The organism is Pseudomonas sp. FG13, from assembly GCF_057809755.1.
On the sequence record NZ_JBMDKO010000001.1, the window covers coordinates 377770 to 394318 of the forward strand.

Consider the following 16549-nt stretch of genomic DNA (forward strand, 5'->3'; position numbering starts at 1 on the left):
AGGTGAGCAGAATGCCCCAGGTAGGGAAGGCACGTGGCAAGGCCCAGGACGCAGGCTGGCGGGGGTCGACGGAGGGCTGGCTGGAAGCGGCCTACGAGGCCTTGAAGGAATCGGGCATCGATGCCGTTCGTGTCATGCCGCTGGCCAAGCGCCTGGGTTTGTCACGCACCAGCTTCTATTGGTTTTTCGAGGATCGCGAACAGCTGTTGGCCGCCTTGCTTTCCCGTTGGCGGGAGACCAACACGGGGGGCTTGATCCGGCAGTGCGAAAGCTATGCCGAAAGCATTTCCGAGGCGATCCTGAATGTGTTCGAGTGCTGGCTCAATCCGCAACTGTTCGATTCGCAATTCGAGTTTGCCGTGCGCAGTTGGGCGTTGCAGTCGGCTGAAGTGGCTCAAGAGGTCGCGACCGTGGACGAACAGCGGATGAGCGCCCTGGCAAACATGTTCAAGCGTTTTGGCTATGACAGTCAGGGTGCCGATACGCGCGCCCGGACGATCTACCTGACCCAGATCGGCTATATCAGCATGAACACCAGTGAGCTGATCACCACGCGTTTCCAGCGTATTCCCCATTACGTCAGCATCTTCACCGGCAAGGTTCCCAAGCAACGCGAGCTGGATCGCTTCTATGGGAAATTTGGCTACGCCGAGAAAGAGCCAGGGCTTTTCGTTCCCTTGGCGGACACTTTCGAAGAGGTCTCTGCAAAATGATCAGCGAAACGCTCGGTATCATCGGCGGAACGGGCTGGTTGGGTGGAGCGATTGCGAAAGCGCTCATGGCGAAGTCGCTGTTGCCGGCTGGCAATCTGATCATTTCCAATCGCACCGGCAGTCATCCGCTGGCACAACAAGGCGTTTGCCTGGTCACGGACAATCAGGCGCTGGTGACACGTAGCGACATGGTAATCATCGCGGTGCGCCCCGAGCATTTCGCCAGCCTGGACATTGACGCGACGGGCAAGACCGTCGTGTCCTTGATGGCTGGGGTTACGGCGCAGACGATTGCCGCACAAACCTCAGCGTCGGCAGTCGTGCGGGCGATGCCTAACGCGGCGGTTGAAATCGGGCAATCCTTTACCCCGTGGTTTTGCTGGGGGGAAGTGAACGCGGCCGCGAGGGAGCTGGTACAGCGGCTGTTCGAATCGGTAGGCACTGCAGCCGAGGTTCAGGAGGAGGGCTTCATCGACTACCTCTCGGCGCTCTCGGGTACCGGTCCGGCTTTTCCTGCGTTGCTGATGACCGCACTGGCTAATCAGGCGAAGGCTGCCGGCATTCCTTCCGATATCGCACAATTGGCTGCGAAGAACGTTGTGGTCAATGGCAGCCAGCTTTTGGAAAACCACGATGCGCAGGAGATGATCGAGGCCTTGGTCGCCTATCGAGGTGTCACGGCCGCGGCGTTGCAATCAATGATCGATAGTCGTTTCGAAGCGCACATCGGAAGGGCTCTGGAGGCCGGTGCTGCGGTTGCCCGCAAAGGGCTTCATGCCTGATAAACCGAAGCCCCCGGTCAAGGGGGCTTCGATAAGCGTCTTATTTACTCTGCCTTGAAGCAGTAGACCGCCAGCTTGTTCCCGTCCAGATCCCGAGCGTAGGCAGCATAGGCGTTTTCAGCCCAGCCACGCGTGCCTGGCAGGCCTTCGCAGACGCCGCCATTTGCCAGCGCCGCGGCGTGGAAGGCGTGGACCGCAGCACGGCTCGGTGCCTCGAAGCTGACAGTACCGCCGTTACCGACAGTCGCCGGATTGCCGTTGGCCGGCTTGAGTACGAAAAACGAAGGCTTGTCGACGCCCCAGATGGAGCCATTCTCGCTGAGATCGGCGACGCGTTTGAGGCCGATTTCTTTCAGCGCTGCGTCATAGAACGCACGGGCTTTTGCCAGGTCATTGGTGCCGACGGTTACATGGGTAAAAACGGACATCGTTGCTTCCTTTTTGTGGGGGGGGGGAAATGAGGATCGGCCGAATCAATAATGAATGACGGTACGAATGCTTTGCCCGTCATGCATCAACTCGAATGCTTTGTTGATATCTTCCAGGGGCATGGTGTGGGTGATAAAGGTGTCCAGTGGGATCTCTCCTCGGCTGGCCTTCTCCACATAGCTGGGCAGCTCGGTGCGGCCCTTCACGCCACCAAACGCGCTGCCACGCCACACGCGACCGGTAACGAGCTGGAAAGGGCGGGTACTGATTTCCTGGCCCGCGCCGGCGACGCCGATGATAATCGACTCGCCCCAGCCCTTGTGGCAGCACTCCAGTGCCGCACGCATCAGTTGCACGTTGCCGACGCATTCGAACGAGTAGTCCACGCCGCCTTCGGTCAGCTCGACAATGACGTCCTGGATCGGCTTGTCGTATTCCTTGGGATTGATGAAGTCCGTCGCGCCCAACGACAGCGCGACTTCTCGCTTGGCAGGGTTGATGTCGATAGCGAGGATACGCCCGGCGTTGGCCATTTTTGCGCCGATGATGGCTGCCAGGCCAATGCCGCCCAGCCCGAACACCGCCACACTGGCGCCCGCTTCGACCTTGGCGGTGTTGAGGACGGCGCCGATTCCGGTGGTCACCCCGCAACCGAGCAGGCAGACCTGCTCCAACGGCGCCTCCTTGGGAATCTTCGCCAGGGAAATTTCCGGCAACACGGTGTATTCAGAAAATGTCGAGCAACCCATGTAGTGGAACAACGGTTTGCCTTCATAGGAAAAGCGTGAAGTGCCGTCGGGCATCAGGCCTTTGCCTTGGGTCGCCCTGACGGCTTGGCAGAGGTTGGTCTTGCCGGAAAGGCAGAACTTGCACTGGCCGCATTCGGCGGTATAGAGCGGAATCACATGGTCGCCGACCTGCAGCGAAGTGACACCTTCGCCGACGGCTTCGACGATACCGCCACCTTCATGGCCCAGGACGCTAGGGAAGATACCTTCCGGGTCGCTTCCTGAAAGGGTAAACGCATCGGTGTGGCAGACGCCGGTGGCAACGATACGCACCCGGACCTCACCAGCCTTGGGCGGTGCGACATCGATGGTGACCAGTTGCAACGGTTCATTGGGCGCGAATGCGACCGCAGCCCTTGATTTCAAGGTCTGTGCTGACATGGTAGAGCCTCGTTTCGAATAGTGAATTGCCCCTGATCCAGGATCAGGGGCATGACTTCAGATGTCCTTGACCAGTCGCAACGCATCGTAGATGGCCGCGTGGGTATTGCGTGCCGACACCGCGTCGCCGATCCGGAACAGCTGGAAGCGGCCCTCGGGGTTGGTCACGATGTTCTGGGTTTTCCCGGCGATCAGATCATGCTGTTCAACCGCACCGTTGTTGCGCGAATGGGGGCGCAGTTCGAAGTACAGATCGTCGAGGGGCAGGGTGCCGTGGTTGATGACCACCTGATCGACCACTCGCTGTTTATGCACCTGGCCATAATCGCTGCCGAAGTTAGCCACCAATTGCCCGTCGCGTTTCTCCACCGAGTCGACCCGATAGGTGACGGTAAAGGTGACGTTCAGGTCTTGCAGGCTGCGCATGTAGGGCACCAGGTTCATCGCCATCACTTCGGGTGCGAACGAGCGGTCCGGTGTGACGATCTCCAGTTTCGCGCCGCTGTTGGCGATGACTTCGGCCGCTTGCAGGGCCGCATGGTCGCCTGCATCGTCAAAGATCAGCACGTTCTGGCCCGGCTTGACGTCACCGGAAATGATGTCCCAGGTAGACACCACCAGTTCATTGCCGTGCTTGAGCACTTCGGTGTGCGGCAAGCCTCCGGTGGCGACGATCACCACATCCGGATTTTCAGCCAGCACCGTCTCGGCCTCGGCCCAGGTATTGAAATGGAATTTCACGCCCAGCCGTTCGCATTGCGCCATGCGCCAGTCGATGATGCTGATCATCTCGCGGCGGCGCTCGCTCTGCGCTGTCAGGCGGATCTGGCCGCCGGGTTGATCGGCCACTTCAAACACCGTGACGTCGTGGCCGCGTTCGCCGGCTACCCGTGCCGCCTCCAGGCCCGCCGGGCCGGTGCCGATCACCACCACTTTGCGCTTGACCGACGCCTTGGGGATTTCGTGGGGCATGGTGGTTTCGCGCCCGGTGGCGGCGTTGTGAATGCAGTACGCGGCACCGCCCTGATAGATGCGGTCCAGGCAGTAGTTGGCGCCGACGCAGGGGCGGATCTCTTCTTCGCGCTTCTCGATGATCTTGCGCACGATGTGCGGGTCGGTCATGTGCGCCCGGGTCATGCCGATCATGTCCACCTTGCCAGAGGCGATGGCATGGCGGGCGGTGGCGACGTCGGGAATCTTCGCGGCATGGAAGGTGGGGAAGCCGGTGGCCGAGCGGATCTCGCCGGCAAAATCCAGGTGCGGGGAGTTGCGCATGCCCTGGATCGGAATCACGTCGGTGAGGCCGGCATCGGTATCGATGTGGCCGCGAACGACGTTGAGGAAGTCGACCAGGCCACTGTCCTTGAGCATGTGCGAGATCTGGATGCCGTCCTTGGCACCGAAACCGCCGGGCAGATCTTCATCGCCGGTGTAGCGAACCCCCAACAGGAAGTCCTCGCCACAGCGCTGGCGAATGCCGCGCAGGATGTCGAAGGTAAAGCGCAACCGGTTCTCCAGCGAACCGCCGTAGGGGCCATCAAGGTCGTTGGTCAGTGGCGACCAGAACTGATCCATGAGGTGTCCGTAGGCCTGCAGTTCCAAGCCGTCCAGCCCGGCGGCCTTCATGCGTTCGGCGGCGTCCACATAGTCCTTGATGATGCGGTCGATGTCCCATTCTTCCATCTTTTTCGGGAAAGCCCGGTGGGACGCTTCGCGGCGATGGGAGGGTGAGACGACCGGCAGCCAGTCGGCCTTGTCCCAGCGTGTGCGCCGCCCCAAGTGAGTCAGTTGAATCATCACCGCCGTGCCGTGTTCGTGACATTCGTCGGTCAGATCCTTCATCCATTTGACCACTTCATCCTTGTACGCCAGCACGTTGTTGAACACTGGCGGGCTGTCACGGGAAACGGCGGCGGAGCCCGCCGTCATGGTCAGTGCCACGCCAGCCTTGGCGCGTTCGACATGATAGGCGCGGTACAGATCCTTCGGCATGCCGTCGACAGGATAAGCCGGCTCATGAGAGGTGGTCATGATCCGGTTCTTGAGGGTCAGGTGTTTGATCTTATAGGGCTGCAGCAGAGGATCGCTGGACATGGTGTTGCGCTCCGAGAACAGAACATCAGGCTTGGTTTTGACATAACGGTATGTTGAATGTTCATGTGTGTCAATGATTAAGACATAGGTGTACATTTTTCTTGCGTGGCGGAAAAACCGGGATTACCATCCAGTCGAAACAGGGGTGGTACGGCGCGTGCGTCCGGCCATCCCGCATCGATCCAAAGTGCCAGGGGGCAGTGCGAAGAACTATGAAAGTGCTCGTTGCGGTAAAGCGCGCCATCGACCCGAATGTGAAAGTCCGGGTGAAAGCCGACGGTTCAGACGTCGAGCTCGGTGGCGTGAAGATGGCCTTGAATCCGTTCTGCGAAATCGCGGTGGAGGAGGCGATACGCCTCAAGGAGAAGGGGGTGGCATCCGAAGTGGTGGTTGTCTCCGTGGGTACGTCGGCCGCTCAGGAACAACTGCGCACGGCATTGGCACTCGGCGCGGACCGGGCGCTGTTGGTCGAGACGAATGCAGTGCTTGAGCCGCTCAATGTCGCCAAGTACCTGAGCAAAGTGATCGATCAGGAAAAGCCGCAATTGATCCTGTTCGGCAAGCAGGCGATCGACCAGGAGAACAACCAGGTCGGGCAAATGGTCGCGCAGTTGATCGGCAGCGGTCAGGCCACCTACGCCTCAGCCATCAATCAGGTGGATGGTCAATGGGTCGTCGAGCGAGAGGTCGACAGTGGCAGCCAGGTGCTCGCCCTCGCCATGCCTGCGGTGGTGACCTGCGACTTGCGGCTGAACCAACCGCGCTACGCCTCGTTGCCCAACATCATGAAAGCCAAGAAAAAGCCGCTTGAAATCATTGCCGCTGACACCTTGGGCGCAAGCGTGAAGGAACACGCTCGATTATTAGGAGTTGTCCCGCCTGCCGTGCGCAAAGCGGGAATCAACGTCGGTTCGGTGGCCGAACTGGTGGATAAATTGAAAAACGTTGCGGGGGTGATTTGATGCGTACATTGGTGATCGCCGAGCACAGCGCCGGTCAACTGACGGCAGGTACGTGGAGTGCCGTGACCGCCGCCACGGCCCTGGGCGCCAAGATGGATTTGCTGGTGATGGGTGGGGCTGACGCATCGGCAGTGGCGCAACAGGCGGTGCTGATCCAGGGTCTGGATCGGGTGCTCCTGGCGCAGGGGGGGATATTCGAAAATGCCTTGGCCGAAAATATCCAGTCTCTGATCACGTCACTGGTGGCCGGCGGTTATACGCACGTCGTTGCCGACGCCAGCAGTATGGGCCGCAACGTGCTGCCCCGGGTCGCGGCCAGCCTGGATGTCGGCATGCTGTCCGACGTCACCCACATTGTCTCGGCGGACACTTTCCAGCGGCCCATTTACGCCGGTAACGCCATCGCCACCGTGCAGTCCCTCGATCCGATCAAGTTGCTCACGGTCCGCGCCTCGGCGTTCGCCCAGGCTTCGTCCCAGCAGCATCGCTGCGAAGTGGTGGCGGTAGAGGGCGGACAAAACGCGAGCAACGTGCGCTTCGTGAGCGAGCAACTGACGGCCAGCGAAAGGCCTGATCTGTCGAGCGCCCGCGTCGTCGTGTCCGGTGGACGCGGGATGCAGAGCAAAGAAAATTTCGCCTTGATCGAGCGAGTGGCAGACAAGCTAGGCGGTGCCGTAGGCGCATCGCGTGCCGCAGTCGATTCGGGTTTTGCCCCCAACGATTTGCAGGTCGGGCAGACGGGCAAGATCGTCGCACCAGAGCTTTACATTGCGGCAGGTATCAGCGGCGCCATTCAGCATCTGGCCGGCATGAGTGGTTCAAAGGTCATCGTTGCGATCAACCAGGATCCCGAAGCGCCGATTGCCCAGGTGGCGGACTACATGTTGGTGGCGGATGTGTTCGAGGCGCTACCGGCACTCGAAAAAGCACTGTGAGTGCTTACATTGATGAGTTCCGCCAAAGGGCGGGGGAGGGCCGAGCGACCGAACGAGCTGGAAGCTTTTTCGCATAATAAAATTTATTCATGCACGACTTTAAAGCCTTTGAGGAGCGTAATAACACTCTGCTCTGATGAGGGAGCGTTAATTCTTCTTCTGCCCTGCCAATAACTATTAATACAGTACGCGGAGATGCACCATGATGACGTTGTCCAGCAAAACTTGTATCGGCTGGTTTGCGGGCCTGGCGATGGCCGCCGGCAGCCTGATGGCCCACGCCGAGGAGCCCACGCCAATCCGCATCGGATGGGTGAACTGGTCGGATACGGAAATTGCTGTAAAGCTGGCAGATACAGCATTGCGCGACCACTTGAAACAACCGGTCAAATTGATACTTGCCGATATTGGCATTCAGTTCCAGGCCCTGGCCAACGGTAATATCGACCTGATCCCGATGGTCTGGCTACCGAGCACCCACAAGTCGTTCTACGACAAATACCAGGACAAGCTCGAAGACCTCGGCGTGCTGTATGAAGGCCGGATCGGCATGGCCGTGCCAACGTCCATTCCCACCAGCGAGATTGCCAGTGTCGAGGACCTCAACAAGCCAGAGGTGCGGGAAAAACTCGGCGGCAAGATCCTGACATCGGAAGTGGGCAACGGTCAGTACAAACTGACGGAAAAGGCCATCAAGGAATACAAACTCGATGGCTACAAGATGGTTGCCTCTTCGGAGTCGGGCATGCTGAGCGAGCTGGATCGCAACCTCAAGCGTGACAAATGGGCGTTGATCAATGCCTGGAGTCCACATTGGATGTTCGCCAAGTGGCCACTGCGCTACCTGGACGATCCGAAGCAGATCTTTGGTGGTGCCGAGCAAATTCACGCGATTGCCCGCAAAGGCTTCAGCGCCGAACATCCCGATGTCGCCCGGTTCTTCGCCAACTTCAAGATTCCCAAGAGCGACCTCGAGAAGCTGATGGCGACCGCCCGTGACAGTTCGGCAGACAAGGTAGTTGCAGAGTACTACGCCGCCAACAAGCCCCGCTTCGACGCGATGTTCGGCAGCCAGACCGCCTCCGCAACACCAGCCCCATAATGGCTGCTGCCAGCCAATAGTTGTGTTGCCGTCCGGAGCCCTTCGCAAAGGGCTCCGGATTCTTCGAACGAACATCCAGGCGATACCCTTGAATACCACAGCCTATCGTCGCTTTACCCTTGATGAAGCGGTCGACTGGGTGAAGCATCTCTGCGAATCGAAGGGCTGCTCCCCAGCGGTGGCCAATTCATTAGCCCACGCCACCGTTGCGGCGCAAGCGCGTGGTAACCAGGCCGTGGGGTTTCGACACCTCGCCGACTATTTACCGGGCTTTTCCTCCGGACGTATTAATCCATGTGTCGAGCCACGCATCAGCCGCGCCGGCGCAATCATCTTCAAATCTGATGCCCAAGGTGGAATTGCCCAGCTCGGCGTCGACCGGTGTTTCGATTCGTTGTGTCATGCCGCGCATGTCAATGGCATGGCCACGTTGAGCCAGTGCAATAGTTTCACCAGCGGTGAACTCGGCGACTACACGCTGCGGTTTGCCCAGGCCGGACTGATCGCATTGGCGGTCGCAAACGGGCCGGCCCTGGTTGCCGTTCCTGGTGCCAGGGGCAAGACCTACTCGACCAATCCGATCTCATTTGCCGCGCCCTCGGCCGATGGCGTCCCGCTATTGTTCGACCAGGCATGCAGTGCCACGGCATTCGTGAACATCGCCCATGCCGCCTCGACAGGCAGCGGTATTCCCGAGGGATGGGCGGTTGACCAGTATGGCAACGGAACACGTGACGCCCTGGCAGCGCTGAGTGGTGCGTTGCTGCCTTTTGGTGGTCATCGCGGGGCCAACCTGATGCTCATGGTCGAAGTACTGGCAGCGGGGCTCACGGGCGCCAACTGGTCGCTGGATGCGCCGGCGTTCAACCAGGGGGCCCAGTCGCCTGGCTGTGGCCTGTTGATACTGCTTTTAGCGCCGACGTATTTTTCAGAGGGATTCGAGCAGCGGCTTGCCAACCAAATGGCTCGCTTGACGCAAATGGGCGTTCACAGACCGGGATGGGAGCGGCAACACGCAACGGTCAACGCCCAGAATGATGGGATCCGTGTTTCTGTTGGTCTGCTGGAACAGTTGAGCCGTTTGTAAGCTCGTTCGATACATCGCTTGGGAAAAGGGGGCGAAAACGATGATGAACAGCACTGAAAATATGGCGTGGGAGCGGGACATTATCCGCAGCGGCGAACGGCTGAAGCGTTCGCTGCAAAACGTCCTGTCGGGCAGCCTTTGCGATGAGGCGCAGGCGCACGCCGCATCTCTGAATGCGGCCCAATGGACAATTCGCAAACCGGCGAAAACTTCAAGCGCGTTGCCAGGTTTTTTGGCGCCTCATTTAGCCGAAGCCCTTCACGCGGCGCCCAGGAGCGATGATGACCTGGTATCGATATGGGACGCGTTAGGCACGCTCTTGCCCCATGTCCCTTGGATAAACCGCCAGGCCCAGGCCGACCAGGACAGCGCTTTCGTGGAGCGACATCGTCACGGCATAATCGCCGGGCCGGGAGGATTGCTGGAATGTTCCACCTTGACCTTGGGGTTGGCGCTCATGATGCCGCAGACCTGCTATCCCTATCACCAGCACCCGCCTGCCGAGTTCTATCTCGTTCTGTCGCCGGGCGACTGGTATCGCGAGGATGTGGGGTGGTGGACGCCCGGGGCTGGGGGCGTCGTGTTCAACTTTCCATCCTGTGTCCATGCCATGAAATCGACAAACGTTCCGCTTCTGGCCCTGTGGAGCTTGATGCATTAGTGGCTCGTTATAAGAACGAACTCGGTTAATGATTGAGGAAAGAAATATGGCAGTGACCACACAGGGCATCAAGTTGGACGAGGAAACGCGGGCCAGGCTGAAGTCCGCATCAGCCAAGCTGGATCGCACCTCCCACTGGTTCATGAGGAAGGCGATTCTGAGTTTTATCGAGAAAGTTGAAGCTGGAGCGGGTATCGAAGCGTTCATAGCGGTTGAGTTTTTGGAGAAAGATACGAGGCGCCACAGCCTTGCACGACGGCTTCGCAAAGATTGCAATACGGATGAATGAATCTGATAACGTGTCCTGAATCTGCCAAGTCTAACGATCAACGAAACCTGACTTAAACAAACCCTGAAATGACATGCATATAACATCAGGAGTTATAGGCTTGATTCAGTTTTCATGATTGATTTTTTCTCATGAGTATTGAATGAAAAATGGTTTGTTGGTGTCCGCTCAGTCCTGAACAATGATTTCAGCATAAGGGTCAAGAACAACGCTCTTGATTTCGTACGCTGGAACTTTTTCAGAATAACTAAAACGCGGCGCTTTTGTTGAGGAATACCGATGATTCAGCTGACCGATGCCCGGCTTGCAAGCAAACAGACTACGTTTGAAGAAATCCCTTTTATTGATATCGCGCCATTACTGGATGGGAGCGATCCACTGAAAGTTTCGCGCCAGATCGGCGAAACTTGCGAGAAAGTCGGTTTTTTCTATATCAGGAATCACGGCGTTTCTCGCACCTTGATAGACGCGATGTACGCTCAGACAAAAAATTTCTTTGCCCTGCCTTTTGATAAAAAGAATGAGCTGAACGTGGTTCATTCAGGTCCCACGCTTCGCGGCTACATTCCCATGTACGCGGAAAACGTCGATCCGGAAAACACCCGCGATTTCAAGGAGTGCTTCGACTACGGCGCCCATGATGATGAAGTGTCTCCGTTCTTCGGGGCGAACCTGATGCCGTCAGAGCCCGCGCAATTTTCCGACGTCTGCGAGGCCTATCATCGTGCGATGCTTGACCTGGCTCGTAAGCTCATCAGCGCCATTGCCCTCAGCCTGGATCTGCCCGCGGACTACTTTGAAAAACTGCAACGCAAGCCGATCACCATTCAGCGATTGTTGCACTACCCCTCGCAGAGTGGCGAAATTTCACAAAAGGAAATCGGGATCGGGGCGCACACGGACTATGGTTTTCTGACGATTCTTTTCCAGGACAAGGTCGGCGGCTTGCAAGTACGCAATCGCGCTGGAGAATGGGTAAGCGCCCCACCGGTGGAGGACACATTCATTGTCAATATCGGTGATCTGGTGCAAACCCTGACGAATGATCGCTACACGTCGACCATGCACCGCGTGATCAATACCAGCGGCGTCGAACGGTATTCCATTCCCTTCTTCATTGACTTGGACTTTGACGCGCCGGTTGAGACCGTCGCCACGTGCATCAGTGCCGATAACCCGGCCAAGTACGCGCCTTACACCTGCGGTCAACACAAATACAGCCGCTTTGTCGCCAGCTATGCCCATCTGCAGCCTATCGAAGGCGCCAGCCACTAGTTGATCTACGTTCCGTTTATCTGAGCCCATTAAAACCCGGTCACCGTCTGCGTGGAGGCGGTGGCTGCCTGGGAATGTGCAGGGGTTGTCCCATGGGTATTCGACGAAGTGCGTTCATGACGTGGCGTGACGCCGAAATACCCTCGATAGCTTCTGGTGAATTGGTCTGCTGAACCAAAGCCGCACAGCGTACCTATTTTCAGGATGGATAATGGGGAGTGCTTCAACAACTGCTGCGCCCGGACTAAGCGCAGCTTGAGGTAATAGCGCAACGGAGAAATGTCCAAGTACTTTTGAAACAACCGCTCCAGTTGGCGCCGTGAAATCCCGACCTTGTATGCCAGCACCTTGAGTTCGAGGGGCGCGTCCAGATGGGCCTCCATCAACAGGATGGCCGCTTGCAGTTTGGGCTGGTTGGCGCCCAGTGTATGCCTGAGCGGTATGCGCTGCTGATCCTGATCATCTCGCATACGTTCATACATGAACATGTCGGAAATTGCCGCGGCCAATTCACGGCCATGCTCGCTTCTGATGATGTGCAACATCATGTCCATCGGTGCGGTGCCGCCCGATGAGGTCAAGTGGTTTCTATCGATGGAGAAGAGGTGTGGCGTGATATCTGCCACTGGAAACGCTTCGCGCATCAGCTCCAGGCATTGCCAATGAACACTGCATCGGTGTCCTTCCAACAGTCCGGCTTTGCCCAGCGCCCAGCTCCCTGTGCAGATGGCCCCCAACTTGCAACCCAGGCGGGCTTGGCTCTGCAGCCAAAGCACATGTTCATGGCTGACGCTGTCCTGGATATGCATTCCGCCGCACACGATCACGGTGGATAACGGAGGGGTTTCTTGCATGCTGGTGTCGGGTGTTATTTGCAAGCCGGCGCTGGCACGCACGGTCTTTGCGTCCTGGCCCAGGGTGAACCATCGGTACAACTCTCTACCGGAGAGCTGATTGGCCATGCGCAAGGGTTCTATCGCTGATGCCAGGGAAATGAAAGTGAAGCCATCCAACAGCAGGAATCCGACGGATTGTGGGACAGGGGGCTGCGAAGTGGACACTATGTTGCGCTCCTTTTGGATATTACGTACCCGTGCAGCTCTCACAGTTCGTGGCGACTTTCCCTCGACGGTGGATAACCAAAAAAAGAGCTGTAGCATTTGCTGAAATGGGGGGTCGAGGCAAAGCCGCAGGCGATTGAAACATCGATGATCGTAAGGCTTGAGTTCTGTATCAGGCGCTGGGCGCCTTTAAGGCGCAATGCCAGGTAGTAACGTTGTGGAGGAATTCCCAATTGTTCCTGGAAGAGGCGTTGCACTTGGCGTCTTGATAGCCGAACACACTCGGCGAGTTGATCCTGGCTCAACGGCTCTTCCAGGTTACATTCCATCAATGTGATGATTTCTCGTAGCGCGGCGCTGACCTTGCCATCTTGAACCGGCACTGATGTACGAAACCTGGACTGGTCATGATCCAGCAGCTCAAAAACCGCATTCACGACATCCTGATCAAGCGTTGCGTAAAGCCACTTGATCATCATTTGAAATGCCCCCGCGGGGCTGGCCGCCGTGAGCCGGTCTCGATCAATTGCCATGGCGTCCAGAGTTACATTTGTGTTGGGTGAACATTCGGATAAAGCGATCCGTTGTTCTGCGTGAATGGCACAGCGGTAGCCATCCAACAACCCGGCTTTACCCAGATACCAGGCGCCATTCCACAACCCACCGAGCGCAATGGGCATGCTGGCGAGCTTGTTCAAGAGTTTCACCAGTCCGTCAGGCACGACTCTTGGCGTACGCAACCCACCGCAGACAATCATCAGATCCAGGGCGGCGATTCTAATGTCGGTAAGCGGGGTATCCGGCCTGATAGGGATGGCCAGGTCGCTCGTGACTTCGGAGTCGTTGCAACTGAATGTATGAACTTTTACCGAGCCTGGCCGAATCAGATTGGTCGTCACGAGCACGTCCAGGCATTGCGTAAAGCACGTCAGTGAGAAGTTCTCAAGCAAGAGAAAGCCGATGCTTGATGTTTGATGACACACGGTTAACTGATTCATCGATCAAGTTTCATGCTTGCAGAAAACTGTCGTCGAAAGGGTAGTGCGTCAGCAGTTCATAGCCGGTTTCGGTGACCAACAACTGGTTCTCCAACTTGATGCCATCGCGGCCACCCACTTCACCCACGTACGCTTCGACGCAAAGGGCCATGCCTGGCTGCAGCTCGCCCTCGTATCCGTAAGATTCCAAGTCTTCCGGATAGCGGATACTGGGGTACTCGTCGCACAGGCCGACGCCATGGAACAGCACGCCGTATCGCTGGGCGCGGCAGAGTTCGGGCAGCCGATGCGACTGCTTGGTCAGCTCCGTGAAGCGCACGCCTGGCTTGATCAGCTCGATGTTGTGGGTGATATGGTCATGGGCAATTCGATACAGGCGTTTCTGTTCGGCCGTAGGCTCCAGCCCGCCGCAGATCCAACTGCGGGACATGTCCACGCACATGCCGTAGGTGCCGATCAGATCCGTGTCGAATGACAATAGGTCGCCGTCGCTCAACACCCGTGGGCCAGACTCTTGGAACCAGGGATTGGTGCGAGGGCCGGAGCTGAGAATTCGGGTCTCGATCCATTCGCCACCGCGGCGGATATTACCGGCATGCAGGGCGGCCCAGACATCGTTTTCAGTCACGCCGGCACGCATGGCCTGGTGCATTTCGGCTACCGAAGCTTCGCACGCGGCCACCGCACAGCGCATCGCCTTGACCTCATCAGGGCCCTTGATCATGCGGGAGAATTCAGTCACTTCCTGGCCGCTGCAAATTTCGATCGCCAATGCATCCAAGGCGCGCAGGCCGGCGACTTCGATTCGATCCACCGCAAGCCGACGATTGACACCGGCGTGTTGGCGCAGCAACTCGTCGATTTGCGCGGCGAAATGTCTGGCGTGTCGGTCGGTGTGCTCACCGGTCTCGAAAAAGAAAAAAGACGCGCCACTGCGCAACTCTGTCACCAGCGGCAAGTGGGCGGACAGGTGATCGCAGCCATGAAAGTCCCACAGGACAACATGTCCACTGGCGGCGACGAAGCATGCCCGTGCGGGATTATGGGTCGTCCATAACTGCATGTTGGTGGTATCGGTTGCGTAGCGGATATTCAGTGGATCGAATAACAGAATGCCGCCCAGGTCACGGGCTACCAACTGATCAACCAGTCGTTGCAATCGGTATGTACGCAGGGTGGGCAGATGGGGCGGTTCCAGGCCCAAACGTTCCCACTCCGCAAAAGCCAGCGGCGTGGGGCCTATTTCGACGCGGTCGTTGTCCTCGGCGGAGCCATCTTTTTTTAATGCAGTTGCACGTTGTCTGGCTGGGTCGATGCGTCGGGCGTTGGCTGGAATCGAAAAAGGTGAAGAAGTCATGATGGCGTCCAGAGTTCAATCTGTGAAAGGTTCTGCCTGACCAGGCGACCAACAAGCCGAAGGGCGTCCATAGCCCGGTCACCGCTTGCGTGAAGCGGTGACCGGGCTACTGAGCGTCGTCAATACAGCACGTGCCTGATCAGATTACGAAGCGTCAATCCAGATGGTTTTCAGCTCGGTGTATTGGTCATGCGCCCAGACGGATTTGTCGCGACCACCAAAGCCTGATTCCTTGTAGCCACCGAACGGTGTAGAGGCGTCGCCTTCCCCGAAACAGTTGACGGTGACCACGCCCGCACGAATCTCCCGCGACAGGCGCAAGGCATTACGCAGGCTGCCGGTATAGGCGGATGCCGCCAGGCCGTAGACTGTGTCGTTGGCAAGTTCTATGGCTTCGTCGAGAGTACTGAAGCTGGTGACACTCAGTACCGGCCCGAAGATCTCTTCGATAAACAGGCGATTTTCACGTTCGACTCCGTCGATGATCGTCGGCTGGACGAAGACGCCGGACTCAGTCCCGCCACCTTGCGTCACGTTGAGTTGCTGCTCGGCGGCCAATTCCAGATACGAGCGCACTTTATCGAAATGCGTTTTGCTGATCATGGCACCGAGGCGATTTTCAGGATCCAGGGGGTCGCCCATTTTCCAATCACGCAAATGCTTGCCGATCAGTTTCAGCAGTTCATCCTTGACGTCTTCATGGACAATCAGCCGTGAGGAGGCCGAGCAGTTTTCGCCCATATTCCAGAAAGCGCCTGCGGTCACATACTGGGCAACCTGATCGAGGTCTTCGCAATCATTCATCACCACGGCGGGGTTCTTACCCCCCAGTTCGAGCACCACGCGCTTGAGGTTCGACTCGGACGCGTACTTGAGAAATAACCGGCCCGTGTCGGTAGAACCGGTGAAGCTGACCATTGCCACATCCATGTGCCGACCGATCGCTTCGCCAGCCTCCCGGCCGCCGCCAGGAGTAATATTGAATACGCCTGCCGGAATACCGGCCTGATGCGCCAACTCGGCAACACGCAATGCGGTCAGGGTGGTTTCCTTGGCCGGCTTGACCACGATGGAACAGCCAGCGGCCAAGGAAGGGCCGATCTTCCAGGCCAGCATCAGCAATGGGAAGTTCCAAGGCAGGACCAGGCCGACGACACCGATCGCTTCGCGCACCACCAGGGTTACCGCACCGTGGCCGGTCGGCGCGGTACTGTCGTACACCTTGTCGATCAGCTCCGCATGCCAGCGCAGGGTATGGATGGTATCGGGCACGTCGACGTTCTGGCATTCGCTGACTGGCTTGCCACTGTCCAGGCTTTCCAGCACGGCGAGCTCGTGTGCATTGTCTTCCAGCAATTGAGCGAAGCGCAGCAGCACTTGCTTGCGTGCGCCCGGTGACAGCTTATGCCAGCGCCCATCCTCGAACGCCTGCTTGGCGGCAGCCACGGCAACGTCGACGTCATGGGTATCGCATGCCGCAACCTCTGCAAGCTTTTCACCCGTGGCCGGGTTCGTCGTGATGAACGTTTTTCCAGAGAGGGCATCCCGGAACTCGCCGTTGATGAATGCCTGGGTAGGAAATTCCAACTTGGCGGCGATGGCCGCGTACTGTTCCTTGGTCAGTAGATCAGCCAT

General features: G+C 58.0%; 16 protein-coding genes. 9 read left to right on the plus strand and 7 right to left on the minus strand.

Annotated elements, in window-relative coordinates; all coding sequences use genetic code 11:
• Window positions 1-11 precede the first annotated feature (11 nt).
• Window positions 12-713, plus strand: a complete 702-nt coding sequence (locus ACODTO_RS01675) for a TetR/AcrR family transcriptional regulator (protein ID WP_024778816.1) — start codon at window positions 12-14, stop codon at window positions 711-713.
• The gene (locus ACODTO_RS01680) at window positions 710-1495 is read left to right on the plus strand and encodes a pyrroline-5-carboxylate reductase family protein (RefSeq protein ID WP_139642031.1); all 786 of its coding nucleotides are present in this window, start codon (window positions 710-712) and stop codon (window positions 1493-1495) included. The genes ACODTO_RS01675 and ACODTO_RS01680 overlap by 4 nt, the downstream gene beginning before the upstream one ends.
• Before the next feature lie 44 nt (window positions 1496-1539).
• Here the strand turns inward: ACODTO_RS01680 and ACODTO_RS01685 are convergent, their stop codons facing one another.
• From ACODTO_RS01685 to ACODTO_RS01695, 3 genes are read right to left on the minus strand one after another with little or no spacing between them, the layout of a single operon-like run.
• The gene (locus ACODTO_RS01685) at window positions 1540-1923 is read right to left on the minus strand and encodes a VOC family protein (protein WP_024778814.1); all 384 of its coding nucleotides are present in this window, start codon (window positions 1921-1923) and stop codon (window positions 1540-1542) included.
• 45 nt (window positions 1924-1968) lie between these two features.
• A complete protein-coding gene (locus ACODTO_RS01690; RefSeq protein ID WP_033034517.1) occupies window positions 1969-3093 on the minus strand; it encodes an S-(hydroxymethyl)glutathione dehydrogenase/class III alcohol dehydrogenase in 1125 nt (374 codons plus the stop codon).
• A gap of 57 nt (window positions 3094-3150) precedes the next feature.
• Window positions 3151-5187 carry an NADH:flavin oxidoreductase gene (locus tag ACODTO_RS01695; RefSeq protein ID WP_024778812.1) on the minus strand — a complete coding sequence of 679 codons (2037 nt, stop codon included), beginning with the start codon at window positions 5185-5187 and terminating at the stop codon, window positions 3151-3153.
• 212 nt (window positions 5188-5399) lie between these two features.
• Between ACODTO_RS01695 and ACODTO_RS01700 the strand changes: the two genes are divergently transcribed.
• The 7 genes from ACODTO_RS01700 (at window position 5400) to ACODTO_RS01730 (ending at window position 11498) form a co-directional block, all read left to right on the plus strand.
• Window positions 5400-6149 carry an electron transfer flavoprotein subunit beta/FixA family protein gene (locus ACODTO_RS01700; RefSeq protein WP_024778811.1) on the plus strand — a complete coding sequence of 250 codons (750 nt, stop codon included), beginning with the start codon at window positions 5400-5402 and terminating at the stop codon, window positions 6147-6149.
• Window positions 6149-7084 (plus strand): electron transfer flavoprotein subunit alpha/FixB family protein, encoded by a 936-nt coding sequence (locus ACODTO_RS01705; protein WP_489105864.1) that lies wholly within the window; start codon window positions 6149-6151, stop codon window positions 7082-7084. The genes ACODTO_RS01700 and ACODTO_RS01705 overlap by 1 nt, the downstream gene beginning before the upstream one ends.
• Window positions 7085-7286: 202 nt before the next feature.
• Complete coding sequence (locus ACODTO_RS01710) at window positions 7287-8186, plus strand: glycine betaine ABC transporter substrate-binding protein (protein WP_024778809.1); 900 nt, start codon at window positions 7287-7289, stop codon at window positions 8184-8186.
• A gap of 88 nt (window positions 8187-8274) precedes the next feature.
• Window positions 8275-9273 carry an Ldh family oxidoreductase gene (locus tag ACODTO_RS01715; RefSeq protein ID WP_217505281.1) on the plus strand — a complete coding sequence of 333 codons (999 nt, stop codon included), beginning with the start codon at window positions 8275-8277 and terminating at the stop codon, window positions 9271-9273.
• A gap of 40 nt (window positions 9274-9313) precedes the next feature.
• Window positions 9314-9934, plus strand: a complete 621-nt coding sequence (locus ACODTO_RS01720) for a dimethylsulfonioproprionate lyase family protein (RefSeq protein ID WP_254704919.1) — start codon at window positions 9314-9316, stop codon at window positions 9932-9934.
• 46 nt (window positions 9935-9980) lie between these two features.
• Complete coding sequence (locus tag ACODTO_RS01725; RefSeq protein WP_024778806.1) at window positions 9981-10223, plus strand: ribbon-helix-helix protein, CopG family; 243 nt, start codon at window positions 9981-9983, stop codon at window positions 10221-10223.
• A gap of 279 nt (window positions 10224-10502) precedes the next feature.
• Window positions 10503-11498: an isopenicillin N synthase family dioxygenase gene (locus ACODTO_RS01730; RefSeq protein ID WP_053193808.1), complete on the plus strand. Its 996-nt coding sequence runs from the start codon at window positions 10503-10505 to the stop codon at window positions 11496-11498.
• A 29-nt stretch (window positions 11499-11527) separates the two neighbouring features.
• Here ACODTO_RS01730 and gbdR read toward each other — a convergent pair whose 3' ends face one another.
• From gbdR to ACODTO_RS01750, 4 genes are all read right to left on the minus strand, one after another.
• A complete protein-coding gene (gbdR, locus tag ACODTO_RS01735; RefSeq protein WP_489105865.1) occupies window positions 11528-12658 on the minus strand; it encodes a choline metabolism transcriptional regulator GbdR in 1131 nt (376 codons plus the stop codon).
• Window positions 12601-13557 (minus strand): GlxA family transcriptional regulator, encoded by a 957-nt coding sequence (locus ACODTO_RS01740; RefSeq protein ID WP_489105866.1) that lies wholly within the window; start codon window positions 13555-13557, stop codon window positions 12601-12603. The genes gbdR and ACODTO_RS01740 overlap by 58 nt, the downstream gene beginning before the upstream one ends.
• A gap of 10 nt (window positions 13558-13567) precedes the next feature.
• Window positions 13568-14914, minus strand: coding sequence for a dimethylsulfonioproprionate lyase DddP (gene dddP, locus ACODTO_RS01745; RefSeq protein WP_024778802.1), 1347 nt, complete (start codon window positions 14912-14914; stop codon window positions 13568-13570).
• 144 nt (window positions 14915-15058) lie between these two features.
• On the minus strand, window positions 15059-16549 hold the full coding sequence (locus ACODTO_RS01750) for an aldehyde dehydrogenase (RefSeq protein ID WP_489105867.1): 1491 nt from the start codon (window positions 16547-16549) through the stop codon (window positions 15059-15061).